Source organism: Bradyrhizobium sp. AZCC 1588 (assembly GCF_036924735.1).
Lineage (GTDB): Bacteria > Pseudomonadota > Alphaproteobacteria > Rhizobiales > Xanthobacteraceae > Bradyrhizobium.
The window spans coordinates 1,459,870-1,486,169 of the sequence record NZ_JAZHSC010000001.1; the positions used below are offsets into that span (position 1 = coordinate 1,459,870).

The following is a 26,300-nucleotide window of genomic DNA, read 5'->3' on the forward strand; positions in this document are numbered from 1 at the left end:
AAAACCTCACTCATGTTGAGCGTGATCATCCCGACCGAAGGAATAGAACAGCCCGCCGTCGCCACGCTAGCGGCGCTGGTGCCGGGAGCCGCAGCCGGCGTCATCCGCGAGGTGCTGCTGGTCGACCGGGCCGGCAATGGCGTGATCGAACGGGTGGCAGACGTGGCCGGTTGCCGCTTTCTGAGGTTTGAAGGGACACGCGCCGCGGCATTGGCCGCCGGCGCGCGGGCGGCCCGCTCGCCATGGCTGATGTTCCTGCATGCCGGCGCGGTGCTCGACAGCGGCTGGATCGAAGAGACCACGCAGTTCATCCAGAACGTATCGAACAGCGGACGGCCGCGTGCCGGAGTATTTCGCTATGCCCGCTCGCCCTATGCCGAGACGCGGCTGCGCGACGGCTTCAAATTCGTCGCCCGCATGCTCGCCGGGCCATCGGCGGAACAGGGGCTCCTGATCGCCCGCGATCATTATGAGCGGCTTGGCGGCTACCGGCCGGACGCCCGCCGCTCCGAGACGCGGCTGCTGCGCCAACTCGGCCGCTCCGCGCGCACCCAGTTGCGCAGCCGGATCACGGTCGTCGCCTAAAGCGATACACCGCAGGCCCGGACACAAAATATCGAAAACAACCCCATGCAAAGTAGAAGCGGCACGAGCCGGGCGCCTCCCTGATGAAAATATACTTGCCAAAATCAAATATCTCTTTGACAATGGCAAATATCGAGAGGTGCCCGAGGTCCCAGATGAATTCCGACCAAGAAGTCGCGGCCGTTCGCGCCTTCAACCGTTTCTATACGCGCAAGCTCGGGATCATCGAGCCGAAGCTGCTACACAGCCCCTTCACGCTGCAGGAAGCGCGCATCATCTACGAGATCGCGCATCGCCCGGCCTGCACCGCCACCGACCTCACCCGCGACCTCGGGCTCGATCCCGGCTTCCTGAGCCGGACCTTGCAGGCGCTGCAGCGCCGCCAGATCGTGACGCGAAAGCCGTCAAAGGACGACGGCCGCGTCAATGAACTCTCGCTGACCGCCAAAGGCCGCGCCGCCTCTGCCGAGCTCGAGCGCCGCTCGCGCGAGGAGGTCGGAAGCCTGCTCGCTTCGCTCGAAGACAGTCAGCGCGCCGCTGTCGTGCAGGCGATGACGACGATCGAGCGGGCACTGGAACGGCCCACGGAGAAGCCAGCCGCTTTTCTCTTGCGCAGCCATCGACCCGGCGACATCGGCTGGGTGATCTCGAGCCAGGCAAAGGCCTATGCCGAGGAGTATGGCTGGGACATCAGCTACGAGGCACTGGTCGCCGAGATCTGCGCGCAATTCATCAAGACCTATGACGCTTCGCGGGAGCATTGCTGGATTGCGGAAGCAGGCGGCGAGCCGCTCGGCTCGATCTTTCTGGTGAAGGGCAGTGATGACGTCGCAAAGCTGCGGCTGTTGCTAGTGGAGAAAAAGGCGCGCGGCCTCGGCGTCGGCCGCGCGCTCGTCGAGCAATGCGTCCGCGCAGCGCGCGAGAAAGGCTACAAGAAAATGACGCTGTGGACGCAAAGCATCCTTGTTGCCGCGCGAGGCATCTATCAAGCTGCGGGCTTCCGTCGCGTCAAGGAAGAGCCGCACCATAGCTTTGGCGTCGATCTCGTCGGCGAAACCTGGGAGCTGGACCTGTGAAGCCCGCGCGTCGCGATTGTCCGCGGCGCGTGACGCCAGAACTCATCGACTTCCATGTCAAGCGCGCACGTCAATTGCGCGTCGAGGCCTGGCACAACATGTGGCGTGCGTTATGGGCGTTGCTGGTCAGGCTGAAGCGCCTTGGGCTTTAGGCCGCCGCAAATGCTCGTCCAGCCGCGGCATGATCTCGACGAAATTGCACGGGCGCGTGCGGTAGTCGAGCTGGGCGGCGAGGATGCCATCCCATGCATCGCGGCAAGCGCCCGGCGATCCCGGCAGGCAGAAGATGAAAGTCGCCCCCGCCACGCCGGCGGTGGCACGGCTCTGCACCGTCGACGTGCCGATCTTGGCATGGCTCAGCATGTGGAAGGCGATGGAAAAACCATCCATCCGCTTTTCGAACAGCGGCTCGACCGCCTCCGGCGTCACGTCGCGGCCGGTGAAGCCGGTGCCGCCGGTGGTGATGATCGCATCGACACCAGGATCGGCGATCCAGCGCTTGATGACGACGCGGATCGCGTCGACGTCGTCGACGATGATCTCGCGCGCGGCAAGATGATGGCCGGCGGCCGTCAGCCGGTCGGCCAGCGTGGTGCCGGATTTATCGTCCGCCAGCGAGCGGGTATCCGAGATCGTCAACACCGCGATGTTGAGCGGCACGAATTGTTTGGTTTCGTCGATGGAGGACATTTGCGCTTTCTCCGTGTCCCGGCTCTGCGGCGCGTAGCGACGCGCCGCAGAGCCGGGACCTATTCTTTTCCGACTGACATGGGCCCCGGATCAGCAGCGCACCGCCGGAGTCGCGCGAGGCGCGATCCCGGACGCGCTGCGCAGCATCCGGGGCACGAGACCATCACAACGCTCCCGCCGCAAACGTGTTGCAGGCCTGCACCGTGCCCTTCTGGTAGCCGGTCATGAACCACTGCTTGCGCTGCGCTGCCGAGCCGTGGGTGAAGCTGTCGGGCACCACCCTGCCCGTCGACTGCCGCTGCAGCGTGTCGTCGCCGATCGCGGTTGCCGTCTTCAGAGCCGCATCGATATCGCCGGGCTCGATGAAGCCCGGACGCTTCTTCTCTTCGCGATTGACCCAGACGCCGGAAAGACAATCCGCCTGCAGTTCGACCTTGACCTGCAGCGCATTGGCTTCCGCCTTGCTGCCGGCCTGCTGCTGCAACCGCTGCACGCGCGGCAGGATGCCGAGCAGGTTTTGGATGTGGTGTCCCGCTTCATGCGCGATAATGTAGGCGGCCGTGAACTTGCAGGCACTGCCCGAACAGCCGCGGAAGCGCGTCTCTACTTCGCGGAAGAAACTGGTGTCGAGGAAGATCTGCTTGTCCGGCGGGCAGTAGAACGGCCCCATCGCCGACTGCGCCATGCCGCAGCGTCCGCCATTGGTGGCATTGCGAAACAGCACGATGCGCGGGCCGGTGTAATTCTGGCCGCTGGACTGGAATATCTCGCTCCAGCGGTCGTCGATCTCTCCGAGGATGCCGGCGATCATGCTGCCGACTTCATCCTTCGGCGCACCGGTCTTGGCCGGTCCCGACCGGCGATCGGTCTGGTAGGTCGGCGCCTGACCGCCGCCGGTCAGGATTTCGGCGCCGCCGATCAGGATGCGTGGATCGATGCCGAAGGCGTAGCCGACGAGGCCGAGCACGATGATGGTGCCGATGCCGAGCCCGCCGCCGCCCATCGGCAGGCCAAAGCCGCCGCCGCCACCCATTCCGCCGCCGCCCTGGTCGCGACGGTCTTCGATGTCGTCGCTGCGGCGGAAATCATCGTAACGCATGGCGCTATTTCCTCATCCCCGGCTGTCGGCCCGAATATTCAACGCGGCAATCACGTAAAATTTCCATTCCGTTAATCAATAGCCCGCCCGGCAAAAATTGCCTAGTGCGCGAGCCGCCGCAATCTCTGCTGGTAATGTTGCCGATGATCTCTCTTCGCATTCTGCGTCGATAACTTTCTTGGTTAAGTCGATTTTTACTTTGCAGGGTCAATGTATCGCCAGTCGGTTGTTTAGTCCCGCGTCGCCGACAGCGTCGCCTGAGTCAGAGTAGTTGAGTCATGGTTGTGTCGCGTCGCGGGGCGTCTGCAAGGGCGCCCCGCACTAAATTTGAGTTTGATTCAAGCGTGCGTATCGTCGTCGGCGATTGCGTCGCCGAGATGTCGAAGCTTCCGGCCGGTTCGGTCGATCTGGTGTTCGCAGATCCCCCGTACAACCTGCAGCTCAAGGGCGATCTGAAACGCCCCGATGAATCCCATGTCGATGCCGTCAACGACGACTGGGACAAGTTTTCATCCTTCGCCGCTTACGATGATTTCACCCGCGCCTGGCTGCTCGCTTGCCGCCGCGTCATGAAACCGTCGGCGACGCTGTGGGTGATCGGCTCCTACCACAACATTTTCCGCGTCGGTGCGATCATGCAGGACCTCGGCTTCTGGGTTCTCAACGACATCGTCTGGCGCAAGACCAACCCGATGCCGAATTTCCGCGGCCGCCGCTTCACCAACGCCCATGAGACCATGATCTGGGCCGCGCGTGACGAGAAGGCCAAGGGCTATACGTTCAACTATGAGGCACTGAAGGCCGCCAACGAGGACGTGCAGGCGCGTTCCGACTGGCTGATCCCGCTTTGCACCGGCGAGGAGCGCCTCAAGGGCGCCGACGGCAAGAAGGTGCACCCGACCCAGAAGCCCGAGGGCTTGCTGGCGCGCGTGCTGCTGTCGTCGTCAAAGCCCGGCGATCTCGTGATCGACCCTTTCAACGGCACCGGCACGACAGGCGCCGTGGCAAAACGTCTCGGCCGCCGTTACATCGGCTTCGAGCGCGATAAGACCTATGCGGCTGCAGCCGAAGAACGCATCGCAGCGATCGAACCGCTGCCCGAGGCGACGCTGGCGCCGTTCATGACGGCGCGCGACGCCCCGCGCGTGGCATTCTCCGAACTGATCGAGCGCGGCATGATTCCGCCCGGCACCAAACTGGTCGACTCCAAGAAGCGCCACGGCGCGCTGGTCCGCGCCGACGGCGCCATCATGCTCGGTGACAAGGTCGGCTCGATCCACCGCATCGGCGCGGTCGCCCAGGGCTCCGGCGCCTGCAACGGCTGGACCTTCTGGCATGTCGAGACCAAGAACGGCCTCAGGCTGATCGACGAGCTGCGCGCCGAAATCCGCTCCGAAATGGCGGCGGGTTAAGGGTTCACCTCACCACAGAGGCGCCCCCGGGGGCTCGGCCCATGGCATGGCCGGGCCAAAGCACCACAACGTGCGTACGGTCTGCGGGCCGACATGGCTCAAAATTCGGCTTGCCCACCTCCTGCGCAGCCGGCGTGATGGGCCGGCATGGCAGCCGTGCCATGCTTGCAGGTAGCGTTGCGCCTTTTCGCCCTTATTTGAAGGTATACGAGCTGCATTCATTTTCCTATTTAGAGATACTCCTATGCGCACACGAGGCTCCGAGTCCTTCATTGTGCTGCCGCTGCTGCCGATCTTCCTGATCGGCCTATTCCCGATGCTGCTGCTGAGCCTGCTGGGTCCGGCTGGGCTGATCATCCTCGGCATTCTGGTCGCCTGCGCAGGTCTGACCGACATTCTCGACGCCAGCGGCACTTTCAGCGAGCAGATCATCGTCCACGGCTATGCACGAGGATCAGAACGCGCGGGACAACGTACCGCTCTGCATTCGGAAGTCCGCTTTGCCACGACGATGATTGCTTCCGGCGCTGTCCTTGCGGTCGCCGGTATCGTCGGCCTGTTCATATCGTAAGCGTCCGCTTTTCACGAATTCGTCGCTTGCGCATCCCGGAGAAATTTGAGCATGGACGTGCCACCCGGTGGCATTGCCGCCGTGGCCAAAGTCCGCAACAAGCCTTGCTGCAAGAAAGCAATGGGGAGAATTCCAAATGCTCAAATACTATTTCAACGGATCGCCCAATCCGACCAAGGTCGCTCTCTTCCTGGAGGAAGCCGGCATCGCCTTTGAGCCGGTCGCCGTCGACACCCGCAAGGGCGACCAGTTCAAGCCGGAATATCTCGCCATCAATCCGAATGCCAAGGTGCCCGCCATCGACGACGACGGCGTCACCGTGTTCGACAGCAACGCCATCCTGCTCTATCTCGCGGAAAAGACCGGCAAGTTTCTGCCCGCGAACACGCCAGCCAACCGCGGTGAACTGCTGTCATGGCTGATGTTCGTCGCCACCGGCGTCGGGCCGTTCTCCGGCCAGGCCGTCCACTTCAAGCATTTTGCGCCGGAGAAGATCGACTACGCCCACAACCGCTACCAGTTCGAGGCGCAGCGACATTTCGGCATTCTCAACGATCATCTGGCCAAGCGTCGCTACATGGTCGGCGACACCTACACCATCGTAGACATGGATGTGTGGGGCTGGGCACGCATGATGCCCTTCGTTCTCGGCGAAGAAGCGGCCGCAAAGTATCCCAACGTCAAACGGCTGGTCGACGAGATCTCGGCACGTCCGGCAGCGGCCAAGGCGATCGCGCTGAAGGATAATTTCAAGTTCAAGGCCGAGATGGACGACGAGGCCCGCAGCAACATGTTCAAGCACCTGTCGGTGAAGGCCGCTTGAGCGTAGCACAACAGATGGAACGGCGCCCTCGCGGGCGCCGTTTTTGTGTCTTTCGTAGGGTGGGCAAAGGCGCGCTTGCGCCGTGCCCACCATCCTTGCTCGGGCTGACATGGTGGGCACGCTTCGCTTTGCCCACCCTACAAACTATCGGCGCGTCCGAGACATTCTCCGCGCCAGACTACTCTTTGCCTCAAACCGCGGCCGCCAACTTCCGCTCTGCCGGGAACGGCCCGAGCACACGCTCGACCAGCGCGGAGTCGCAGTATTCCTTGATCTCCTTGATCTTGCCGTCCTCGATGCGCCAGACCATGCAATATTGATTGTCGTAGCGGACGCCGTCCTTGGTGACGTTGTCGCCCCGCGCTTCGACGACAACGTAATCGCCTTCCGCGATGAAGTTGAAGGCCACCGTGCGCGGGCGTGCGGTAGCGAGGCGTGAGCGCAAATGGCCCATCAGGCCGTTATTGATCGCATCGCGCCCCCTGAATTCGTGCGACCACGAATACTGACCTGTAACGATCCAGGTTGCGTCTTCGGCAAGGTTATCGAGAAATGTCGTCCCGCTCCGGTTGGCGGAATCCGTATAGACCTGCTGCACCAGTTTCTTGTTCGCTGCTGCGCTCATGGCGTCTTCTCCTTTGATCCGATGTCGAGATCATCGCGCGCCGCGCGGCATTCTTCCAATCAATAGAGAATATGATATATATTCATTCCATGAATTTGAATTCGCTTGACCTCAATCTACTGGTGGCGCTTGACGCGCTCTTGAGGGAAACCAGCGTCAGCCGCGCCGCGATGCGGATCGGGCTGTCGCAGCCGGCGGCGAGCCACGCGCTGCAGCGGCTGCGCGACCTGATCGGCGATCCACTGCTGGTTCGAACCGGCGCGCGCATGGAATTGACGCCGCGGGCGCAAGCCCTGCGCGCGCCGCTGGCGCAGGCGCTCGACCAGGTGCGCTCGCTGTTCATCGCCGACGAGTTCGACGCCGCACGAAGCGAGCGCCAGTTTCGCCTGATGATGCCGGACCTGGCGGTCGAGCTTCTGATGCCGCCCTTGATGGAGAAGATCACGAAGATAGCGCCCAACGTCCGGATCGACGTGGTGCCGTGGCGGGGACCGGCAATCTTCACCGCGGAGTTCGCCCGCACCATCGATCTCGTGATCTCGATCGGCAACGCCTTCACCGGATTTCATCGGCAACGGCTCTACACCGATAGCGACGCGCTTGCCGTCCGGCGCGGCCATCCCGCCGGCGCGCGGCTGAAGCGGATCGAAAACTTTCTCGACGCGCGCCATGTCGCGGTCGTGATCCGCGGCCAGAGTGAGGACCTGATCGACATGTGGTTGCGCCCCAAGGGCATCGAGCGGCGGATCGCGCTGGTCGTGCCCGGCTATCTCGAGGCGCTGCACGTCGCCGCGCGCACCGATCTCGTCGCCTTCGTGCCGCGCCGGCTGATCGGTGCGCTGTCGAAGCAATTGTCGCTTTCGGCCGTCGCGCCGCCGCTCGATCCCGGGATCGACGAGCAGTACATGTTCTATCCGACCCGCGCCCAGATGGACCCCGGCTCAATTTGGCTGCGCAACATCATGCTCGGCATCGGCCGTGAGATGGAGCGCGCGAAAAAGGGTGCGTAGCCTGCGTAGGGCGGGCAAATCCTACTGCGTCACGAGCGCTTTCTGACATATCGAGCGGCACGGGCTCCGCAACAGGGGCATCGCGGGAGCCACTTTGTAAGCGCTTTGATCAAGCGTGCACGCATGGTCGCGATCGAGTTTGGAATGTGGCGTTCAGGCCGCAAGGGCGGATCCGCGGGGTCGATAACCGTCGGGTAATGCAGGCGTCGAGAGCAGCGCGGGGGAACGAGGTCCTGAGGGGGGAATCGCGGCTCGCTCGGAGACCAGGAACCCATAGGCCGCGATGCAGAGCGTTGCGTGATGATGGAAGCCACGCCATCCGCGCCCTTCGTAGTGCCCAAGCCCGACCTCCTGCTTGAGTTCCTGATAGTCGCGCTCGATCCGCCAGCGCATCTTGGTGATATCGACGAGCTGGCGGAAGCTGATCTCTGCCGGCAGTGTGGAGAGCCAGTATTTGTATTTGCTGAGCTTTGTTTCGCCCTCCGGCCACTCGATCAGCAGCCACTCCTCTGCGACCTGCCCGGGGATTGCACCATTGTAGCCGACGCGTACGCGCACCCGTGCAAAGCGCGAGGACAGCCAATCGGCCGAGCCTTCGCGCCAGCGGATCGTGCGCCAGGCGTGCTCAGGTAGAGCACGCACCACTTCTTGGGCCGAGATCAGATCGGGCTCATTGCGTCGGCCGTTATTGTTGAGCGATTTGTCGGGCCGCTTCGGACCGGTGCCAGGCGCCCACATCAACACGTTCGGCTGAATGCCCGCCACATAGCTCAATCCCAGGGCAGACACGCTCGTGCGCAATCGCGAGTCACGGCCGTAGTCGAGGTCCATCAACAGCACTCCCAGCGGAAGGCCTGCCGCGTGCGCCCGTTGGATCAACTCGAGCGCAATCTGCTGTTTGGTCTTGAAGCGGATGTCCTCAGGCACCCCGGCCCGATCCCGACGCGCGCGATCCTCGGCCCACTCTTTCGGCAAATAGAGCCGATACCCGACCGGCAAGCTGGCAAAGTGGTTCGCAATCGACAGCGACACTGCCACTTGGCAATTGGCTTCCTTGCCAAGCTGCCCGCAATACTGCGGCTTCACCCCAACCGAATGTCGGCCCTTCTTCGGGATGCCGGTGTCATCGATGATCCAGGCCTCGATCGGCCCGTGCTTCGTGATTGCCGGAACCACCAGTTCGCTGATCTTGGCCAGCACCTTCTCGTCCGACCAACCGCCAGCACCGACAAAGTGCAGCAACGACTGGTGTTGCGCAGAGACACGCGCTGGATCGGTCCGCGCCGCCATCGGCTCTACGCTCTTGCGCTCGCCCGGCAGGATCAGCCCGGTGCAGTAGTCGCGCAGCGGTCGAGCCCGATCCGCCTGACCCATCGCGCTCGCAAGTTCCTCAACATAGGACGCAAACCGGATATCGAGATTCATCTTAGCCTCCACGCTGAGCTTGAATCTCGCAATTATCTGATTCTTCTAGTCGATCGCCCGCGACCCTCTGACTCAGTAGGGCAAAGGAGCGCAGCGACGTGCCCACCATTCACGTGGAATTTGAGGATACATGGTGGGCACGGCGCAAGAGCGCCTTTGCCCACCCTACGAAATCATGCCTTCTCCTCCGCCAGCACCGTCTGCACCGCTGGCCGCTCTTCCATCCGCTTGCGATGCGCGACGACCTTCGGCAGCTTGGATAGATCGACGCCATCGCCCTCCAGCCAGCCGGCGATGGTATACAGATAGGGGTCGCAGATCGTGTACTGCTCGCCCATCACCCACGGCCCCCTCACCATGTCGCGCTCGATCAGCGCAAAGCCGGCGGCCATGGTCTCCGGCACCTTGCGCTTCATATCGGCAAGCGAGGACTCCTCGGCCGCCCAGCGATAGCCACGCATCTTGTGGGCATGCGACACGTGCAGCGTGGAGCAGAGATAGCTGTTGAAGGACTGCGCCTCCGCGAACGCGAAGGGATCAGCGGGCACCAGCTTCGCCTGCGGAAAGCTCTGCGCAATGTAGGCGAGGATCGCGGGTGTCTCGGTCAGGGTGCCGCGGTCCGTCACCAGCGCGGGCACGCGGCCCTTCGGGTTGATGGCAAGATATTGCGGGGTGGTCTGCTGGCTGTTCTTGAAGTCGAGCCGCTCTGCCGTGTAGGCGGCGCCGGCCTCTTCGAGGGCGATATGCGATGCGAGTGCGCAGGTACCGGGGGCGTAGTAGAGCTTGAACATGCTGATCCTCACGAGGTTGGCCGAGGTTAACCGCACGTCCGTCCGCCGTCTATCCCCAGTGGGTGGAGCTTCCTTTGTGGTTCAACTCGCCCGCGCCTGAAGCTTGCCCTCGACATAAACGCTGACGATCGTATCGTCAGCCGGATAATGCTCGGGCGCCACCGCCGTGAGCTGGGCCTGAATGCATTTCCACGCGCCATTCTCGAACAGATATGTGTCGGTGTACGTGGTCATGCCGGTCACTTCATTGCCATCGCGGCGGCGGGTGTGCTTGTTGGTGGAACGCACGAGCGCGACATCTCCGACCACCGTGATGAGCTCATCGCGGACGTCCCAATAGACGATGACCTTGGGGTCAAAGGCCGTCGCCCAATATTTGAGATAGGTCGCACGATCCCATCGCTGGCCTGTCGGCCAGATATTGATGAAGCAGGGATGCAGAATGGCGTCGTGCGAAGGCACGTCGCAGGTGACGAAGTTGTGGATGAAGCGGGCGTTCAACGCACGCAGTTCGTCCATCACAGCAGTCGATTGATGATCACGCAGGGCATGTTGCATCTCGATCTCCCGGAGTTTGAAGGGCCATCTGGCGCGCCTTCTCGGCGGTGGCATTATCAGCCGGGAAGAAGCATTCGATCTTGATCTGTTGCAGCGCCGCGTCCGTCGGCATTGCCAGCGTCGTAAACGTAGAAAAGAAGGCCAGGCGATATTCGCCCTTGGCGAGCTGCATCGTCATGACCGGTGATGCCGCCTGCGGATGACGCGGCAGCCGCCATTCGGCCTCCGACAGGCCGGGATAGGCCATGATTTCATCAAGCAGTTGCGCCGCGGCCCGGCTGCCTTGCGCGACGTCGCGATGCAGGATCTGGATCAACTGCCGCGCGAACTCGTCCCAGTTCACCATGAACTGCCGCAGGCCCTTCGGATGAAAAACGACGTGCATGGCATTGTCCGCAAGGGAGTTTTCCATCTCGTATGAATCGCGAAATGGCTTGAGCAGGCGCGCTGAGGCCTGATTGCGGATGCGAACGTCCCAGTGCCCGTCGATCACGATACCCGGATAGGGCTCCTGCTGTCGCAGAATGAAGTCCAGCGCCTGCCGCACCGGCTGCAGATTTTCGGCCGCCAGCCCTTTGTCGCCGAAAGGCGGCACGAAACCCGCGGCGACGTGCAGGGCATTGCGCTCCTCGAGCGGCAGGTCGAGCGCGCTGCCGAGCAACTGCACCATCTCGCGGCTCGGCTGCGAGCGGCCGGTCTCTAGAAAGCACAGATGCCGGGCGGACACGTTTGCATCGGCCGCCAGTTCGATCTGGGTCAGCCGGCGAACGCTTCGCCAATGCTTCAACAGGCTGCTGAAATGCCCAGCCGGGATTTCGTGCGCGTTAGTCTCTGGAGCACTCATACTGGCAATCTAGACCATCGCTTCAGAACGGCAATTACCTTGGATGTAAGTGACCAGCCCGGCAATTGCTTGCAGAGTGAGCCCATTAGAGACCGAAGTTCGAGGGAAGCATCGATGGACAAGAACGCAATCGAGAAAGTGCTGACGCAGTATATGGCGGCGTGGAACGAGCCGGACGATACGGCGAGAGGCGCCTTGCTCGAGCAATGCTGGAACGACAGTGGCATCTATGTCGATCCGAACGTCTCCCTGGCCGGACGTGACGCGCTGGCGACGAGGATCGGTGAGGCGCTGGCCAGCCGGCCCGGCGCGCGGCTGGAGTTCATGAGCGGCATCGATATCCATCACAACATGGTTCGCTTCCTTTGGCGACTGGTGCGCGCGGACGGAACCTGCGGCGATATTTCAATCGACTTCGGCGAAATTGGCCCCGATGGCCGGCTGGTCAAGATCGTCGGGTTCTTCGGGCCGCCCCCTCCTCTGCCGTAAACCTCAGGGGCTGCGAGGGACATCCGACGGGCCTTCGCAGTTGCCCCCTGCCGCCCCTCATGCCATGACGCCCGGAAAGCAACAGGGGCGTACCATGACTGTTCTCATCGCGGGCGGCGGCATCGGCGGGCTGACGCTGGCGCTCAGCCTGCATCAGATCGGCGTATCAGCCAAAATTTTCGAAAGCGTGCCCGAACTGCGACCGCTCGGCGTCGGCATCAACGTGCTGCCGCATGCGGTGCGCGAGCTGATCGAGCTCGGCCTGCATGATGCGCTTGATGCGGCCGCGGTCCGCACCAAGGAGCTTGCGTATTTTTCCAAGCACGGCAAGCCGATCTGGAGCGAGCCGCGCGGCATCGAGGCCGGTTACAAATGGCCGCAGTTTTCGATCCATCGCGGCACGCTGCAGCAGATCTTACTCGATGCCGCCATCGAGCGGCTGGGAAGAGAGAACATCCTGACCAGCCATCATCTCTCCGGCTGGTCCGAAACGGAGAATGGCGTCCGCGCTGAATTCATCGACAAGGCGACCGGCAAATCGAAGGGCGCTCACGATGGCGCGCTGTTGGTCGCGGCCGACGGCATCCATTCGGCGGTTCGGGAAAAGCTCTATCCCAACGAAGGCCCGCCGATCTGGAATGGACGCATCCTGTGGCGCGGCATCACCGACAGCGACGCCTTTCTGTCCGGCCGCACCATGATCATGGCCGGCCACGAGATCCTGAAATTCGTCTGCTATCCGATTTCGAAGCAGGCCGACAGCGCCGGCAAGTTCCGGATCAACTGGGTGGCCGAGCGGCACATGCCGCCGACCTATCAGTGGCGGCGCGAGGACTACAACCGCACCGCAAAACTCGAAGAGTTTCTGCCCTGGTTCAAGGACTGGAAGTTCGACTGGCTCGACGTGCCGGGCCTGATCGAACACTGCCCGCACGCCTACGAATATCCGCTGGTCGATCGCGATCCGATCCCGCAATGGACATTCGGCCCGGTCACACTGATGGGCGATGCCGCGCATCCGATGTACCCGATCGGCTCCAACGGTGCGTCGCAGGCAATTCTGGACGCGCGCGTCATCGCCCGCGAGATCCTCGCGAAGGGCCCGACCAATGCCGCGTTGTCAGCGTATGAGGCCGAGCGCCGCCCCGCCACGACCGACCTCGTGATGCTCAACCGCCGTAACGGCCCCGAGCAGGTGATGCAGATGGTCGAAGAACGCGCGCCTGATGGCTACAACGTCGTGACCGACGTGCTCTCGCTGCAAGAGCTGGAAGACATCGCCGCCAACTATAAGCGCGTCGCCGGCTTCCAGGTCGAAGGCCTCAACGCCAAGCCGCCGATCGTTCAGATTATGCGGGAAGCGCCGCGGGCTGCGATCTAGCCGAGGCAATCGCCTTCGCCGTCTCGACCAGCCGAGCGCTGGTCGAGGCCGTCGCCAGCACGGTGCCGTCCTCGGCCGTCAGCCGTCCCTCGACAAAGGCGACGGTCTTGCCGAGCTGGGTGACTTTCGCCTCACCCGTGATCGGCCCTGGCCTCGCCGGCGCCAGAAAATTCACCGTCATGGTGATGGTTGCCGTATAGAGCCTGCCCTCGGTCATGGCAAAGACGGCCGGTCCCATCGTGTCGTCAAGCATCGCTGAGAGGATGCCGCCCTGCACGAAGCCGGCCGGATTGCAGAAATCCGGCTTGCCGTCGAAGCCGATCCGGATCCAGCCCTCCTTCGGCCGCGCGTCGAGCAGATGCCAACCGAGCAATTTGGAAGACGGCGGCGCGGTGAGATTATCGAGAGCGGTCGCGATCATGGGAACCTCCGTGAGGCTCCTTCCTAACGCAGCCCTGCTGCCAGCATGGTGTCAGCAGTCGCGCGCGTCGCGGTGCCACACGAGTGGTAGCGATCAGATCCGCGTTGCATTTCGTAAGGAAGTTATTTGCCGGCCACGAAGTAAAAGTCCTGCCTTCCGGAAATCGAGCCGTAGCTGAAAGGCTTTTGCTTGCGACCGGTCGCTTCCATGACGTCGTCGCGAACGAAATCGAAGAGCCTGCGGACTTCGAGGCCGGGTGTTGGAAGATTTTTGACGAAGGCGGACGCGAACGGACTGTTGGTCCCGTCACCGTCGAGCGCGGTCTCGCCATCCTTGGCGGCATAAACCACCAACGTTCCCGCCTCCGGCTCCACAGCGGCCAGACCTCGCGATACCGAGCGGGACGCAACTGTTAGCGTACGCTTCATTTGATTGGCGAATGGATTGTCGCGGCAGGCATCGAGAATGACGAGGCGTAGTTTCCTGGCGCGCTCTGCTGCATTCAGAACCTGTTCAAGCGGTACGGCTTCAAATCCAATATCGCGATCCGCAGCAATCCTGGCGTCGGTCGGAATGAGATAGTTGATTCCGCCGACCTCCATGCCATGCCCGGCGTAATACACGACTGCCCAGTCCGCCGTTTCTGCACGGGCTGCGAAATCGCGCAGGGCGCTGACCAAGGCATCTTTTCGGAGATCGGTTAGCGAAGTAACTGTTTCAAACCCGGTGCGTTTCAAGACGTCGGCGACAAGGTCTGCGTCGCGCACAGGGTTCGGTAATGCGGCGACGTTTTCATAGGCGGAGTTGCCAATGACAAGGGCGATGCGACGATCGTTGTTCGACACCGGTGCAGTGGACGTAACAATTGCTGTAGCGACGTTGGTTTTCTCGGGCAACGCCGTTGCAGGTTGCGCTGAAGGCAACGCGGCAAGCCGCCCTCGCGCCCTGTCCTGCGCCCATTTTGAGGCCTTTTGTCCCAATCCGAGCGTCGTATTGAAGTCAGACCGCGCTTTGGCGAAATCTGCGAGCTTCTCATAGGCCAGCCCACGATTGAGGTACGCATTCGCATACGTGGGGTCCAGGCGTATCGCCTCAGTGTAGTCGGCAATGGCACGGTTCGTATCGCCTTTGTTGCCGTAGGCGTTCCCCCGGTTGAAGTACGCGTTCGCATATTTGGGATCCAGTCGTATCACCTCGGTGTAGTCGGCAATGGCACGATCCGTGTCACCTTTGTTACTGTGGGCGTTCCCCCGGTTGTAGTGCGCGTTCGCATATTTGGGATCCAGCCGTATCACCTCGGTGTAGTCGGCAATGGCACGGTCCGTATCGCCCTTGTTGCTATAGGCGTTGCCCCGGTTGTAGTACGCGTTGGCATAGGTGGGATCCAGCCGTATCGCCGCGGTGTAGTCGGCAATGGCACGGTCCATGTCGCCTTTCTCGCTGTGGGCGTTGCCCCTGTTATAATACGCATGCGCATGCTTGGGATCTCGCCGTATCGCTTCGGTGAAGCCGGCAATGGCACGGTTCGCGTCGTTTGCGGCTGCTGGGTCAGCGATGAAAAGGATTGCGAAACAAAACAATAGTGCGCGAAGCATACGAAAGCCCCATTACCGAGCCCTGATCGGAACCAGCATTTAAGCATCAAATTATCGAGGCGATTAGCCAAGTCTTGTGATCTAAATCACAAAATTTAGCTACGAGGACCTGCAGACGTGACGATCAGGGTCTCTCGACGAGTTCGAACGCATACCTGTTTATCGCGTCACTCGGAGCTTCTGAACGCGTGCGCGGAAGAAACCTTTCAGCTTCTGGTTTTGGTCATCATCGGACGTTAACCGACGCGTACCGCGTACCCTTCGCATGACTCGAAGCCGCTCAATCTATCAGGACAACAGGCGTGCAATGAAGCGCGGCATCCATTCGCCCGATCTTGCGGAACAGCAGTGTGTGTTGTCGATGAAATTGGGGACGCCTTGGCTTGTTAAGGAATATGAGGTCGATAGTGTGGACGCCGTGCGCGCTGCTGGCGTTCGTAACCGGCGGATAAGTCGATCGGGGGTTCCCATGTGGGACGACGTACTTCTTTACGTCATCATTGGCTTCGTCGCGCAAATGATCGACGGTGCGATCGGCATGGCCTACGGCGTAACGGCTACCTCCGTGCTCCTCAGCCTGGGCGTGCCTCCCGCCACCGCAAGCGCGTGCGTGCATGCGGCGGAGACATTCACCACCGGCGCCTCGGGTCTCGCCCATTGGCGCTTTGGCAATGTTGACCGCAAACTGCTCCTGCGTATTGCCATTCCGGGAATGATTGGTGGGGCAATCGGCGCCTATGCACTCTCCGAACTCCCCGGCGAAGCCTTGAAGCCTTTCATCAGCGCTTACCTTCTTCTGCTTGGCGCGTTTATCGTCTGGAAGGCGCTACGGGCTCGCCCCATTGAGGCACCTACGCCGCGCGCAGTCGGCCCTCTGGGTTTGTTCGGTGGCATCCTCGACGCCATTGGCGGAGGAGGATGGGGCCCGATCGTGACCTCGACACTCCTTGGCCAAGGCGCGACGCCGCGCTACGCCATCGGCTCAGTCAGCTTGGCCGAGTTTTTCGTCACTTTGACCATATCGACGACTTTCTTCCTCACCGTTGGCCTGAGCCTGTGGCCTATCATCGCCGGTCTCATCATCGGGGGAGTCATCGCGGCGCCGTTCGCAGCGCTTGCGACCAAACACATCCCGGATAAAGTCCTGATGCTTCTGGTCGGCTCCGTTGTAGTACTCTTAAGCCTGCGCACAATCCTTATGGCAATTGCATCCGGTCCATAGGTCCGCACGCGCTGGCTCAGCCCAGGGCGTGTGCGATGGCCTTACGCATCACGTTGGGAAACGCCTCGTCGGCAAGGGTCGCGACCGGCACCCAGCGCATGCCTTCCGGCGCGCGCGTGTGCGGCGGCACTATGGCCGTGTAGATCACGAGTTCGAGCGGAAAATGCGTGAACACGTGGGTGACCACGCCTGCCTTGCGATGCCATCGCGAGATGGCCTTGATCGCCGGCGCCTGCTTCAGCGCCGCCTTGTCATCCTGCGCGGCCAGCCATTCCGAACCCGGCACTTCGGTCATACCGCCGAGCAGGCCTTTTTCCGGCCGCGTGCGCACCAGAAGCTCGTCGCCACGTGTGACCACGAAGGCCGCGCCACGGCGCAGATCTCCCGACTTCTTCGGCGCCTTGCGCGGAAACGTCTCCTGATCGCCGCGCAGGCGGGCCGCGCAATCATCATTCAGCGGGCACAGCGCACAAGCGGGCTTCTTTGGCGTGCAGATCGAGGAGCCCAGATCCATCAGCGCCTGCGCGCTGTCGCCCGCACGGGATTCCCCCAATAGTGTCGATGCCAATTCCTGGACGCGTGGCTTCGCCTGCGGCAATGGCTCCTCGACCGCGTAAAGCCGCGACACCACGCGCTCGATATTGCCGTCGACCGGCATGGTTCGGATATCGAACGCGATTGCTGCGACCGCCTTTGCCGTGTAAGGCCCGATCCCGGGCAATTGGCGCAGGCCTTCCTCGGTATCGGGAAATATCCCGCCATGGTCGCGCAGCACGACGACCGCGCAGGCATGCAGATTGCGCGCGCGCGAATAGTAGCCGAGCCCGGCCCACATCCGCAGCACGTCATCCAGCGAGGCGCGGCCGAGCGCAGCGACATCGGGCCAGCGCGCCAGAAATTTCTCGAAATAGGGCCCGACCGTTTTGACGCCGGTCTGCTGCAGCATGATTTCCGACAGCCAGACCCGATACGGATCGGCCCGCTCGCCTACTGCCGCCCGCCACGGCAACCGACGGCGATGACGGTCGTACCAGTCGAGCAGCAGCGCGGGGCGGGAGGCGCTTTCGGCAGGTACTGGCTGTCGTTTGATTTTTGCGGCCGCGGAAGACGTCATCCACCTACTTTAGTGCCGTAACGCAAATCTCTCCACGTCATGCCCGGGCTTGTCCCGGGCATCCACGTCTTTCTTGCGTTGATTCGATACGTGGACGGCCGGGTCAAGCCCGGCCATGACGAGGTTGCACTGGTGATTTCTACCGCAATTGGCGCTGTGTTATAGAACCCCATGTCCAAACCCGGCCCGATCTCGGCGAAGCCCCTCTCCGTCCTGCTCAGCGACGTCTTTTCCGACGCCTATGCCAAGCAGGGATTTGCCGCGCGCGAACTGGTGACGCGCTGGGCTGAGATCGCCGGACCCGAGATCGCCGCCCATTCCGAGCCGCTCAAGATGCAATGGCCGCGGCCGGTGGAGGGGCAGCCGCAGGAACCGGCAACCCTGGTGCTGCGGGTGGAGGGCCCGATGGCGCTGGAGATCCAGCATTCCTCCGATGTGATTCTGCAACGGGTCAACCGCTTTTTCGGCTGGAGCGCGGTCGGCCGGCTGGCGCTGCGGCAGGCGCCGCTGTCGCGGCGAAATCGCCCCGCGCCGCCCCGCGCGCCCGACCCGAAATTGGTGGCGAAGGTGGCCGAAACCCTGTCCGCCGTGGAGGATGAGGAACTGCGCGCCGCGCTGGCCCGGCTCGGCGCCTCGATCAAGCGAAATTGAGCCCGCAGCGCGGCGCGACCGCCACAACCCGCCATTGCCACAACTGGCGTTTCAAGCTAGCGAAGGCTTCTTTTTCGCAGTTCTTTCGGGCGTGAACGCGCCATTCGGGAGCAGACTTTGATGATCACGCGCCGCGCCTTCGCCGCCGCTCTCTCGCTGACCGGGCTTGGCCTGCTCGCCGGCTTCTCGCCGCTGCGGCTGATCACCGATGCGATGGCGCAGAGCCCCGCTGACGTCGCCAAGCCGCAGTCGCTGCCCGACATGGCGCTCGGGCCCGCTAACGCAACCGTGACCATCACCGAATACGCCTCGATGACTTGCCCGCATTGCGCGGCGTTCGCCGAAAAAGTGTTCCCGAAGATCAAGTCGGAATTCATCGACAGCGGCAAGATACGCTACGTGTTCCGCGAATTCCCGCTCGACATCAAGGCCGCTGCCGGATCGATGCTGGCCCGTTGCATCGCCAAGGACGACGCGCCGAGATATTTCGCCGTCATCGACCTTCTGTTCAAGCAGCAGAACGACTGGGTGGTGAAGAATACCACGGAGACGCTGACCCGGATCGGCAAGCAGGCCGGCCTTACGCAAACGCAGGTCGAGGATTGCCTGAAGGATCAGGCGCTGCTCGACAAGATCGCCGCCGACCAGAAATATGCCGCCGAGGTCCTGAAGGTGCAGTCGACGCCGACCTTCTTCATCAATGGCGAGATGATCAAGGGCGAGCAGAGCTTCGAGGAGTTCGCAAAGCGCATCAATGCGATGCTGAAGAGCTGATTCGCGCGATCGGATTCATTCGCGCTGATTGAGTCCAGCAAAAGGCGCCACACAAGCGCCTCAAATCCCTTGGGAAAAGCCCCGCGGGGGCGTTGCTCTCCGGCCCCGGCCTCGCCATTGTCGCGGGCGATAAGAGCCGCAACGGGCGGCTCATCCACACTGACATTGCCTTCTATGGTATTGTCACGGCAGGGAGATTCGCGCCCCGCCAACAGAGATTTGTGTTCATGAAACTTACGCGCCTCCGCCTCCACGGTTTCAAGTCGTTCGTCGAACCCACTGATTTCATGATCGAACCCGGCCTCACCGGCGTGGTCGGACCGAACGGCTGCGGCAAATCCAATTTGGTCGAAGCCTTGCGCTGGGCGATGGGCGAAACCTCGCACAAATCGCTGCGCGCCGCCGACATGGATGCGGTGATCTTTGCCGGTTCCGGCAACCGTCCGGCGCGCAACCACGCCGAAGTGACGATGACGATCGACAATGCCGATCGCACGGCGCCGGCCGCCGTCAATGACAGCCAGGTGCTGGAAATCTCCCGCCGCATCGAGCGCGAGGCAGGTTCGGTCTATCGCATCAACGGCCGCGACGTCCGCGCCCGCGACGTGCAGATCCTGTTTGCCGACGCCGCCACCGGCGCGCGGTCGCCGGCGCTGGTTCACCAGGGCAAGATCGGCGAGATCATTCAGGCCAAGCCCGAGCAGCGCCGCCGCGTGCTGGAAGACGCCGCCGGCGTCGCGGGCCTCCACGCCCGCCGCCACGAGGCTGAGCTGCGGCTGAGGGCTGCCGAAACCAACCTCACCCGCGTCGAGGACGTCATCGGGCAACTCTCCGGCCAGATCGACGGGCTGAAGAAGCAGGCGCGGCAGGCGATCCGGTTCCGCGAAGTTGCGGCCAAGGTGCGCAAGGCTGAGGCCACGCTGTTCCACCTGCGCTGGCTCGAGGCCAATACCGACGTCGCGGAAGCCGCGCATACGCACGACGTCAATGTGCGCGAGATGGCCGAGCGCACCCGCGAGCAGGCCGAAGCGGCGCGTATCCAGGCGATCCGCGCTTCCGAATTGCCGGCCTTGCGCGAAGGCGAAGCCCGCGCCGCGGCGGGACTGCAGCGCCTCACCAACGCCCGCGAACAACTCGACCGCGAGGAAGAGCGCGCCAAGGAGCGTGTCGCCGAGCTCGACCGGCGGCTGAATCAGTTCGCCGCCGACATCGCGCGCGAACAGCAGCAGACATCCGATGCCGAGATCGCGCTGCAGCGCCTCGACGCCGAGGACGCCGAGCTGAAGGAAGAGATCAAGTCACGCGTCGAAAAGCGCTCCGGCGTCGACGAGCGCGTGTCGGAAGCGGAAGCGACACTGGCCGCGGCCGAGCGCATGTTCGGCGAGCTGACCACGGCGCTCGCCGACCTCACCGCCAAGCGCAAGCAGTTAGAGGCCGGCGTGCGCACCCATCGCGACCGGCTGGCCCGGCTCGACCAGGAACTCGCCAGCGTCGCGGCCGATGAGCAAAAGCTCAACGACGAGACCGGCAATCTCGGCGACCTCGACGCGCTCGCCGCCGCCATGGAGACCGCGCAGGAAACGCTGGCCGTATCCGAAGCGGCAGCGCAAGCCAACGAGACCGGCCACATCGCTGCACGGCAGAAGCTCGAAGCTTCCCGCGCCCCGCTCACCGAGGCCGAAAAGCGCGTGCAGCGGCTCGAGACGGAAGCGCGCACGATTTCAAAACTGGTCAATGTCGAGACCAAGAATCTGTGGCCGCCGATCATCGACGGTGTCACCGTCGCCAAGGGCTATGAGAAAGCGCTTGGCGCCGTCCTCGGCGACGATCTCGACGCGCCGGTCGATCCCTCGGCGCCGATGCGCTGGACCAATGCCGGTGCAAGCTTCGACGATCCGGCCCTGCCGGACGGCGTGGAGGCGTTGGCTGCACATGTCGAGGCGCCGGCCGAACTGGCGCGCCGTCTCGCGCAAATCGGCGTCGTGCCGAAGGAGCGCGGCGCGGAGTTCGTTTCGCAATTGAAGACCGGCCAGCGGCTGGTGTCGCTGGAAGGCGACGTCTGGCGCTGGGACGGCTTTGTCGCCGCCGCGCATGCACCGACCGGTGCCGCTCGGCGTCTGGCCGAACGCGCCCGCCTGGTCGATATCGAACACGAGCTGGAACAGGCCCGCGCCGATGCTGCTGCCAAGCGGCAGGCCCTGGAAGACGCCGAGGCGGAACTGAAGGCGGCATCCGCCGCCGAAACCGCCGCCCGCGAGGCCTGGCGGGCCGCGCAGCGCGAGGCCGATGCGGCGCGCGAACGCCATGCCGCGACCGAGCGCGAGATCAATCGCCACGCCGCGCGCAAATCCGCGCTGACCGAGGCCCATACCCGTCTTGCCGCCGACCGCAGCGAGGCTGAGGCCGCTCATGAGAGCGCCACTGCCGCGCTGACCGAACTGCCGCCGACGGATGAGACGGAAGCGAAGCTTGGCGCCGTTCGCACCGAGATCGACGGACACCGCCGCTTTGCCGCGCAGGTGCGGGCCGAAGCCCAGGCGCTGGCGCGCGAAGCGGAATTGGCCGACAAGCGCGTGCAGGCGATCACGGCCGAACGCACCGAATGGCAGAACCGCAAGCAGAGCTCGGCCTCACAGGTCGCCACCGTCGAAGCGCGCATCACCGAAGTGACGGCCGAGCGCGCCGATCTTGAAAATGCACCGGCCGTGTTTGCCGAAAAGCGCCGCGCGCTGATCAACGAAATCGAATCCGCCGAAGGCGCCCGCCGCGTCGCCGCCGACGCATTGGCCGCCGCCGAAAGCCTGATGGCGGAGACCGATCGCGCGGCCAAGGCGTCGCTCGAAGCGCTCTCCTCTTCCCGCGAGGCCTGCGCCCGCGCCGAGGAACGCATGGAGGGCACCAAGCGCCGGCTTTCCGACATCGAGCGCGAAATCCACGACATGCTCGAAGTCGAGCCGCACGCGGTCGCGGCGCTCGCCGAGATCGAGCCCGGCGCGGAATTGCCGCCGCTTTCCGAAATCGAGGAAAGCCTCGAAAAGCTGCGCCGCGACCGCGAGCGTCTTGGCGCCGTCAATCTGCGCGCCGAGGAGGAATTGCGCGAGGTCGAGACCCAGCACACGGCGTTGACCACCGAACGCGACGATCTGGTCGAAGCCATCAAGCGGCTGCGCCAGGGCATCCAGAGCCTCAACAAGGAAGCCCGCGAGCGGCTGTTGACCTCGTTCGAGACCGTCAACGAGCACTTCAAGCGGCTGTTCGTCGAATTGTTCGGCGGCGGCGAAGCCGCGCTTCATTTGATCGAGAGCGACGATCCACTGGAGGCCGGCCTCGAAATCGTCGCCAAACCGCCCGGCAAGAAGCCGCAGACGCTGTCGCTGCTTTCGGGTGGCGAGCAGGCGCTGACGGCGCTGGCGCTGATCTTCGCGGTGTTCCTCACCAACCCGTCGCCGATCTGCGTGCTGGACGAAGTCGACGCGCCGCTCGACGACCACAATGTGGAGCGGTTCTGCAACCTGCTGCACGAGATGACCTCGTCGACGGAAACCCGCTTCATCATCATCACGCATAATCCGATCACGATGGCGCGGATGAACCGGCTGTTCGGCGTCACCATGGCCGAACGCGGCGTCTCGCAACTGGTCTCTGTCGGCCTCGACGACGCGGTCAAGATTCTGGATCAGAACGTGGCGTGATTGTTGTTCGGTCATTCCGGGGCGACGCGTAGCGACGAACCCGGAATCTCGAGATTCCGGGTTCGGTCCTGCGGACCGCCCCGGAATGACATCGGATGACGGTAGATCATGACCTCACCCGACCTCCCTGCCGAACTGAAAGCCGCGCTCGACGGCAAGCTGCGCGGCTTTTCCCGCAGCGACGCCGCCGGCCGCGCCGCCTCAATCTCGAAGACCTATCGCTGCGGCGGCAACTCCGGCGCCATCCGCTCCGAGGCCGATGCCCTCGCCTATGCGCTGGCGCGGATGCCCGCGACCTATGCCGCGGTCACGGCCAGCCTGAACGCACTCGTCCAGAACAGACCCGACTTCGCTCCAAAGACCCTGCTCGACGTCGGCGCCGGGCCGGGCACGGCCACATGGGCAGCGGCCGAAGCATTCCCGTCGCTGACGGAATTCACGCTGCTGGATGCCAACGCCGCGTTGCGTGCGCTGGCGCTGGATCTGGTGCGCAACGGCACGCGGCTGCGCGACATCGGCTACCAGCTCGGCGAGGCCCGCGCCGCGCTTGCCAAAGCGGATACGGCAGACCTTGTCGTGGCGAGCTACATGATCGGCGAAATCGGCGAAGCCGAGCAACGCGCGCTCGCCGAACTGTTGTGGCGGAAGACCTACGACACGCTGCTCGTGGTCGAACCCGGCTCGCCCGCCGGCTATGCCCGGATCATTGCGCTGCGCGCGCACCTGATCGCGCTGGGCGCACATGTCGCCGCCCCCTGCCCGCACGACAGTCAATGCCCGCTACAAGCACCGGACTGGTGCCATTTCACCCAGCGCCTGCAACGCTCACGCGCGCACAAGCAGGTCAAGGGCGCAGAGCTGCCGTACGAGGATGAGAAATTCTCTTATGTCGCGTTGACGCGCGCGGCGGTGGAACAACGCCCGTCGCGGGTACTGGCGCAACCTCTCGTAACTAAGGTCGAGGTAACGGCGAAACTTTGCACGCCGGAAGATCTCTGCTTCGCGAAAGTACCTCGCCGCGCCAAGGCGGACTATGCCAGCGCCCGCCGCTGGCGATGGGGCGATGCGGTGAAGGAAGAAAGCTGATCTGGACATCGGTCTCTTGCCCCGGATGCTGCGCAGCGCGCCGCGCTTGCGGCGTGATGCGCTGCAGAGCCGGGGCCCAACTTGCGGTCGGGCGCGATAGGTCCCGGCTCTGCGGTGCATCGTCAAGGGACGCTGCACCGCGTCCGGGACACGGGCAAATGAACTTATCCCGCCCCACTTCCGACTAACGCCATGCCCCAAATCGCGGGTGCCGCACGCCCGGTTTTTCGTCTAGTTTCCCTCGTCTTTTCGTCCCACAGGAGTTGTCTGCATGTCGACCGGCTGGATCGTTCTCGGCGTCATCGTCATTATCGTGCTGTTTGCCTTCGCTGCGTATAACCGCCTGGTCGCGCTCAGCCAGCGCGTCGGCCAGGCCTTTGCCGACATCGACGTCCAGCTCAAGCAGCGCCACGATCTGGTGCCGAACCTGGTCGAGACCGTGAAGGGCTACGCATCCCATGAGCGCGGCACGCTCGACGATGTCATCAAGGCGCGCAATTCCGCGATGTCGGCGCAAGGACCGGCGCAGGTATCCGCTGCCGAGAACCAGCTCTCCGGCGCGCTCGGCCGCCTGATCGCGCTGTCGGAAGCCTATCCGGACCTCAAGGCCAACGCCAACTTCCAGCAACTCGCCAGCGAACTGTCCGACCTCGAAAACAAGATCGCGGCGAGCCGCCGCTTCTTCAACAACGCGGTCCAGGAATACAACACCGGCATCCAGCAGCTTCCGGCAGCGCTGTTTGCCGGCATGTTCGGCTTCACCCGCAAGGAATTCTTCGATCTCGGCGCCAGCCGCACCGAAGTCGAGGTCGCGCCGACCGTGAAGTTCTGATCGATATGGTGCCTCGCCCTCTCCGTCATTCCGGGGCACGCCAACGGCGTGAACTAAGGTGCGCAATTGCGCACCTGAGAATCTCGATCGATGCACAAACCTCTGGATTCCGGGTTCACGCCACCCGAACTCGGGTTTACCCGAGTTCGGCAATATCAGTGGCCAAATCGGCAACAGCCGACTTGGCGGGCGTGCCCCGGAATGACGAGGGATAGCCCTATCATGGCCGCGTACGGTCTCTACACGCATATCGCATCGAACAAGTTTCGTTCGATGCTGCTGCTCGCCGGGCTGTTTCTGCTGATCTACGTGCTGGTCTTCGCCGGCGCGCTGGTTGCGGAAGTGGTGCTCAACAGCGGTGCTTCACTCAACTATTATCTGACGCGCGCCTCGCGCGACCTGATCGCAGCCTTCCCCTATGCGACAATCATCGCCGCGCTGTGGATCGTGATCGCCTATTTCTTCCACCAGAACATGATCGACGCCGTGACCGGCGGCGAGAGCGTGACGCGGCAGCAGCAGCCGCGGCTCTATAATCTCCTGGAAAACCTCTGCATCTCGCGCGGCATCACGATGCCGAAGCTGAAGGTAATGGAGAGCCCAGCGCTGAACGCCTTCGCCACCGGGCTCAACCGGCGGCAATATTCCATCACGGTGACGTCGGGCCTTCTGCAGGCGCTCAACGACCAGGAGATCGAGGCCGTGCTCGGCCACGAGCTCACACATATCCGCAATGGCGACGTGCAGTTGATGGTGATCGCCATGATCATCGCCGGCGTGGTGGGCTTTTTCGGCGAACTGTTCTTTCGAACGTTTACCAACCTGTCGTGGAACTCCACCGGCAGCGACTGGTCGTCCTCTTCATCGTCGTCCGACCGCGGCAAGGGCGGCGGCGGCGCCGTCATGGCGATCATTATCGCGGTCGTGCTGATCCTGCTGGCCTGGCTGTTGTCGCAAGTCGTCAAGCTGGCGCTGTCGCGGTCGCGCGAACTGTTGGCCGACGCCGGCTCGGTCGAACTGACCAAAAACCCCGACGCCATGATCACGGCGCTGCGCAAGATCGAAAATCGCGGCGAGCTGCCCGGCGCGACGTCTGCGGTGATGGAGCTCTGCGTCGACAATCCGCGCGAAGGGTTTGCCGACCTGTTCGCTACCCATCCGTCAGTCGACAGGCGCGTCAAGGCGCTGGTGCAGTTTGCCGGCGGCCGCGATCCTGGCCCGCTCGCCCTCCCGTCGGATACGGCGGATGAACCCGAGTCGGAGGAATCGGCCACGGAGCAACTCCAACCGCCAGTTCCCCGCGGCCCGTGGAGCGACGCCAGCGAGCCCGCCGGCGTTCCGGGCACCCGCCCCCGGCCCCGCGGACGGTCCTTGGGGCCCGCATCGCTAAACAGCGCCCGCCGACGCGCGGGATTAACGAATTCCGTGCGAACGGCCGTCTAATGAATTGAATTATCCCTTGTTTCTGCCATGTTCGCGCCCAAAGCAGGGGAATGGGGCATGCCGGCCGCTCCCGCGGTCGGAACTGCTGTTC

At 63.4% G+C, this 26,300-nt stretch carries 24 protein-coding genes and 1 pseudogene; 15 read left to right on the top strand and 10 right to left on the bottom strand.

From position 1 onward, the window contains the following. The first annotated feature begins 12 nt into the window (after nt 1-12). Nucleotides 13-585 (top strand): glycosyl transferase, encoded by a 573-nt coding sequence (locus V1277_RS06775; protein WP_334415531.1) that lies wholly within the window; start codon nt 13-15, stop codon nt 583-585. Between the two features lie 155 nt (nt 586-740). Continuing rightward, a complete protein-coding gene (locus V1277_RS06780) occupies nt 741-1,661 on the top strand; it encodes a bifunctional helix-turn-helix transcriptional regulator/GNAT family N-acetyltransferase (protein WP_334415532.1) in 921 nt (306 codons plus the stop codon). Nucleotides 1,662-1,787: 126 nt separating this feature from the next. Here the strand turns inward: V1277_RS06780 and moaB are convergent, their stop codons facing one another. Further along, a complete protein-coding gene (moaB, locus tag V1277_RS06785; RefSeq protein WP_334415533.1) occupies nt 1,788-2,351 on the bottom strand; it encodes a molybdenum cofactor biosynthesis protein B in 564 nt (187 codons plus the stop codon). 163 nt (nt 2,352-2,514) lie between these two features. Continuing rightward, the gene (gene ypfJ / locus V1277_RS06790; RefSeq protein WP_334373624.1) at nt 2,515-3,450 is read right to left on the bottom strand and encodes a KPN_02809 family neutral zinc metallopeptidase; all 936 of its coding nucleotides are present in this window, start codon (nt 3,448-3,450) and stop codon (nt 2,515-2,517) included. 278 nt (nt 3,451-3,728) lie between these two features. Here ypfJ and V1277_RS06795 point away from each other — a divergent pair, with 278 nt between their 5' ends. The 3 genes from V1277_RS06795 to V1277_RS06805 all read left to right on the top strand — a co-directional run bounded on the left by V1277_RS06795 (nt 3,729) and on the right by V1277_RS06805 (nt 6,256). Further along, nucleotides 3,729-4,862 (top strand): site-specific DNA-methyltransferase, encoded by a 1,134-nt coding sequence (locus V1277_RS06795; protein WP_334373623.1) that lies wholly within the window; start codon nt 3,729-3,731, stop codon nt 4,860-4,862. Between the two features lie 244 nt (nt 4,863-5,106). Further along, complete coding sequence (locus V1277_RS06800) at nt 5,107-5,433, top strand: hypothetical protein (protein WP_334415534.1); 327 nt, start codon at nt 5,107-5,109, stop codon at nt 5,431-5,433. A 136-nt stretch (nt 5,434-5,569) separates the two neighbouring features. After that, nucleotides 5,570-6,256 (top strand): glutathione S-transferase family protein, encoded by a 687-nt coding sequence (locus V1277_RS06805; RefSeq protein ID WP_334415535.1) that lies wholly within the window; start codon nt 5,570-5,572, stop codon nt 6,254-6,256. A 190-nt stretch (nt 6,257-6,446) separates the two neighbouring features. On the opposite strand, the gene V1277_RS06810 is transcribed toward V1277_RS06805, so the two are convergent. Continuing rightward, a complete protein-coding gene (locus V1277_RS06810) occupies nt 6,447-6,881 on the bottom strand; it encodes a nuclear transport factor 2 family protein (RefSeq protein WP_334415536.1) in 435 nt (144 codons plus the stop codon). 89 nt (nt 6,882-6,970) lie between these two features. On the opposite strand from V1277_RS06810, the gene V1277_RS06815 reads away from it, so the two are divergent. Next, a complete protein-coding gene (locus V1277_RS06815; RefSeq protein ID WP_334415537.1) occupies nt 6,971-7,891 on the top strand; it encodes a LysR family transcriptional regulator in 921 nt (306 codons plus the stop codon). Nucleotides 7,892-8,044: 153 nt separating this feature from the next. Here the strand turns inward: V1277_RS06815 and V1277_RS06820 are convergent, their stop codons facing one another. From V1277_RS06820 to V1277_RS06835, 4 genes are all read right to left on the bottom strand, one after another. Beyond that, nucleotides 8,045-9,316, bottom strand: a complete 1,272-nt coding sequence (locus tag V1277_RS06820) for an IS701 family transposase (RefSeq protein ID WP_334415441.1) — start codon at nt 9,314-9,316, stop codon at nt 8,045-8,047. A gap of 173 nt (nt 9,317-9,489) precedes the next feature. Then, a complete protein-coding gene (locus tag V1277_RS06825) occupies nt 9,490-10,107 on the bottom strand; it encodes a glutathione S-transferase family protein (RefSeq protein ID WP_334415538.1) in 618 nt (205 codons plus the stop codon). A gap of 81 nt (nt 10,108-10,188) precedes the next feature. Next, entirely contained in the window at nt 10,189-10,665 is a 477-nt protein-coding gene (locus V1277_RS06830) for a nuclear transport factor 2 family protein (RefSeq protein ID WP_334415539.1), read from the bottom strand. After that, nucleotides 10,646-11,509 (bottom strand): helix-turn-helix domain-containing protein, encoded by an 864-nt coding sequence (locus V1277_RS06835; RefSeq protein WP_334415540.1) that lies wholly within the window; start codon nt 11,507-11,509, stop codon nt 10,646-10,648. The genes V1277_RS06830 and V1277_RS06835 overlap by 20 nt, the downstream gene beginning before the upstream one ends. 114 nt (nt 11,510-11,623) lie before the next feature. On the opposite strand from V1277_RS06835, the gene V1277_RS06840 reads away from it, so the two are divergent. After that, nucleotides 11,624-11,998 carry a nuclear transport factor 2 family protein gene (locus V1277_RS06840; RefSeq protein ID WP_334415541.1) on the top strand — a complete coding sequence of 125 codons (375 nt, stop codon included), beginning with the start codon at nt 11,624-11,626 and terminating at the stop codon, nt 11,996-11,998. A 94-nt stretch (nt 11,999-12,092) separates the two neighbouring features. Further along, nucleotides 12,093-13,379, top strand: a complete 1,287-nt coding sequence (locus V1277_RS06845; protein WP_334415542.1) for a flavin-dependent oxidoreductase — start codon at nt 12,093-12,095, stop codon at nt 13,377-13,379. Here the strand turns inward: V1277_RS06845 and V1277_RS06850 are convergent. Then, on the bottom strand, nt 13,348-13,800 hold the full coding sequence (locus V1277_RS06850) for a PaaI family thioesterase (RefSeq protein WP_334415543.1): 453 nt from the start codon (nt 13,798-13,800) through the stop codon (nt 13,348-13,350). The two genes, V1277_RS06845 and V1277_RS06850, sit on opposite strands and share 32 nt — an antisense overlap. A gap of 122 nt (nt 13,801-13,922) precedes the next feature. Beyond that, nucleotides 13,923-15,395 (bottom strand): tetratricopeptide repeat protein, encoded by a 1,473-nt coding sequence (locus V1277_RS06855; RefSeq protein ID WP_334415544.1) that lies wholly within the window; start codon nt 15,393-15,395, stop codon nt 13,923-13,925. Between the two features lie 307 nt (nt 15,396-15,702). Here V1277_RS06855 and V1277_RS06860 point away from each other — a divergent pair, with 307 nt between their 5' ends. Continuing rightward, on the top strand, nt 15,703-16,617 hold the full coding sequence (locus V1277_RS06860; RefSeq protein WP_334415545.1) for a sulfite exporter TauE/SafE family protein: 915 nt from the start codon (nt 15,703-15,705) through the stop codon (nt 16,615-16,617). Nucleotides 16,618-16,633: 16 nt separating this feature from the next. Here V1277_RS06860 and mutY read toward each other — a convergent pair whose 3' ends face one another. Next, nucleotides 16,634-17,731 (bottom strand): A/G-specific adenine glycosylase, encoded by a 1,098-nt coding sequence (mutY, locus tag V1277_RS06865; RefSeq protein ID WP_334415546.1) that lies wholly within the window; start codon nt 17,729-17,731, stop codon nt 16,634-16,636. A gap of 171 nt (nt 17,732-17,902) precedes the next feature. On the opposite strand from mutY, the gene V1277_RS06870 reads away from it, so the two are divergent. From V1277_RS06870 to V1277_RS06895, 6 genes and pseudogenes are all read left to right on the top strand, one after another. Continuing rightward, nucleotides 17,903-18,382: a DUF721 domain-containing protein gene (locus V1277_RS06870; RefSeq protein ID WP_334373610.1), complete on the top strand. Its 480-nt coding sequence runs from the start codon at nt 17,903-17,905 to the stop codon at nt 18,380-18,382. Between the two features lie 117 nt (nt 18,383-18,499). Continuing rightward, on the top strand, nt 18,500-19,156 hold the full coding sequence (locus V1277_RS06875) for a DsbA family protein (RefSeq protein ID WP_334415547.1): 657 nt from the start codon (nt 18,500-18,502) through the stop codon (nt 19,154-19,156). A 227-nt stretch (nt 19,157-19,383) separates the two neighbouring features. Then, nucleotides 19,384-22,848 carry a chromosome segregation protein SMC gene (smc, locus tag V1277_RS06880; protein WP_334415548.1) on the top strand — a complete coding sequence of 1,155 codons (3,465 nt, stop codon included), beginning with the start codon at nt 19,384-19,386 and terminating at the stop codon, nt 22,846-22,848. A gap of 108 nt (nt 22,849-22,956) precedes the next feature. Next, complete coding sequence (locus V1277_RS06885) at nt 22,957-23,934, top strand: small ribosomal subunit Rsm22 family protein (RefSeq protein WP_334415549.1); 978 nt, start codon at nt 22,957-22,959, stop codon at nt 23,932-23,934. Between the two features lie 271 nt (nt 23,935-24,205). Then, nucleotides 24,206-24,766, top strand: coding sequence for a LemA family protein (locus tag V1277_RS06890; protein WP_334373606.1), 561 nt, complete (start codon nt 24,206-24,208; stop codon nt 24,764-24,766). A gap of 222 nt (nt 24,767-24,988) precedes the next feature. After that, a pseudogene (locus V1277_RS06895) lies at nt 24,989-26,156 on the top strand (M48 family metallopeptidase). The last annotated feature ends 144 nt before the right edge of the window (nt 26,157-26,300 follow it).

What these genes read in the sequence shown, in the direction of transcription:
- V1277_RS06775 (WP_334415531.1), top strand. Translation starts at nt 13, where the DNA reads ATGTTGAGCGTGATCATCCCGACCGAAGGAATAGAACAGCCCGCCGTC.
- V1277_RS06780 (WP_334415532.1), top strand. Translation starts at nt 741, where the DNA reads ATGAATTCCGACCAAGAAGTCGCGGCCGTTCGCGCCTTCAACCGTTTC.
- moaB (WP_334415533.1), bottom strand. Translation starts at nt 2,351, where the DNA reads ATGTCCTCCATCGACGAAACCAAACAATTCGTGCCGCTCAACATCGCG.
- ypfJ (WP_334373624.1), bottom strand. Translation starts at nt 3,450, where the DNA reads ATGCGTTACGATGATTTCCGCCGCAGCGACGACATCGAAGACCGTCGC.
- V1277_RS06795 (WP_334373623.1), top strand. Translation starts at nt 3,729, where the DNA reads ATGGTTGTGTCGCGTCGCGGGGCGTCTGCAAGGGCGCCCCGCACTAAA.
- V1277_RS06800 (WP_334415534.1), top strand. Translation starts at nt 5,107, where the DNA reads ATGCGCACACGAGGCTCCGAGTCCTTCATTGTGCTGCCGCTGCTGCCG.
- V1277_RS06805 (WP_334415535.1), top strand. Translation starts at nt 5,570, where the DNA reads ATGCTCAAATACTATTTCAACGGATCGCCCAATCCGACCAAGGTCGCT.
- V1277_RS06810 (WP_334415536.1), bottom strand. Translation starts at nt 6,881, where the DNA reads ATGAGCGCAGCAGCGAACAAGAAACTGGTGCAGCAGGTCTATACGGAT.
- V1277_RS06815 (WP_334415537.1), top strand. Translation starts at nt 6,971, where the DNA reads ATGAATTTGAATTCGCTTGACCTCAATCTACTGGTGGCGCTTGACGCG.
- V1277_RS06820 (WP_334415441.1), bottom strand. Translation starts at nt 9,316, where the DNA reads ATGAATCTCGATATCCGGTTTGCGTCCTATGTTGAGGAACTTGCGAGC.
- V1277_RS06825 (WP_334415538.1), bottom strand. Translation starts at nt 10,107, where the DNA reads ATGTTCAAGCTCTACTACGCCCCCGGTACCTGCGCACTCGCATCGCAT.
- V1277_RS06830 (WP_334415539.1), bottom strand. Translation starts at nt 10,665, where the DNA reads ATGCAACATGCCCTGCGTGATCATCAATCGACTGCTGTGATGGACGAA.
- V1277_RS06835 (WP_334415540.1), bottom strand. Translation starts at nt 11,509, where the DNA reads ATGAGTGCTCCAGAGACTAACGCGCACGAAATCCCGGCTGGGCATTTC.
- V1277_RS06840 (WP_334415541.1), top strand. Translation starts at nt 11,624, where the DNA reads ATGGACAAGAACGCAATCGAGAAAGTGCTGACGCAGTATATGGCGGCG.
- V1277_RS06845 (WP_334415542.1), top strand. Translation starts at nt 12,093, where the DNA reads ATGACTGTTCTCATCGCGGGCGGCGGCATCGGCGGGCTGACGCTGGCG.
- V1277_RS06850 (WP_334415543.1), bottom strand. Translation starts at nt 13,800, where the DNA reads ATGATCGCGACCGCTCTCGATAATCTCACCGCGCCGCCGTCTTCCAAA.
- V1277_RS06855 (WP_334415544.1), bottom strand. Translation starts at nt 15,395, where the DNA reads ATGCTTCGCGCACTATTGTTTTGTTTCGCAATCCTTTTCATCGCTGAC.
- V1277_RS06860 (WP_334415545.1), top strand. Translation starts at nt 15,703, where the DNA reads ATGAAGCGCGGCATCCATTCGCCCGATCTTGCGGAACAGCAGTGTGTG.
- mutY (WP_334415546.1), bottom strand. Translation starts at nt 17,731, where the DNA reads ATGACGTCTTCCGCGGCCGCAAAAATCAAACGACAGCCAGTACCTGCC.
- V1277_RS06870 (WP_334373610.1), top strand. Translation starts at nt 17,903, where the DNA reads ATGTCCAAACCCGGCCCGATCTCGGCGAAGCCCCTCTCCGTCCTGCTC.
- smc (WP_334415548.1), top strand. Translation starts at nt 19,384, where the DNA reads ATGAAACTTACGCGCCTCCGCCTCCACGGTTTCAAGTCGTTCGTCGAA.
- V1277_RS06885 (WP_334415549.1), top strand. Translation starts at nt 22,957, where the DNA reads ATGACCTCACCCGACCTCCCTGCCGAACTGAAAGCCGCGCTCGACGGC.
- V1277_RS06890 (WP_334373606.1), top strand. Translation starts at nt 24,206, where the DNA reads ATGTCGACCGGCTGGATCGTTCTCGGCGTCATCGTCATTATCGTGCTG.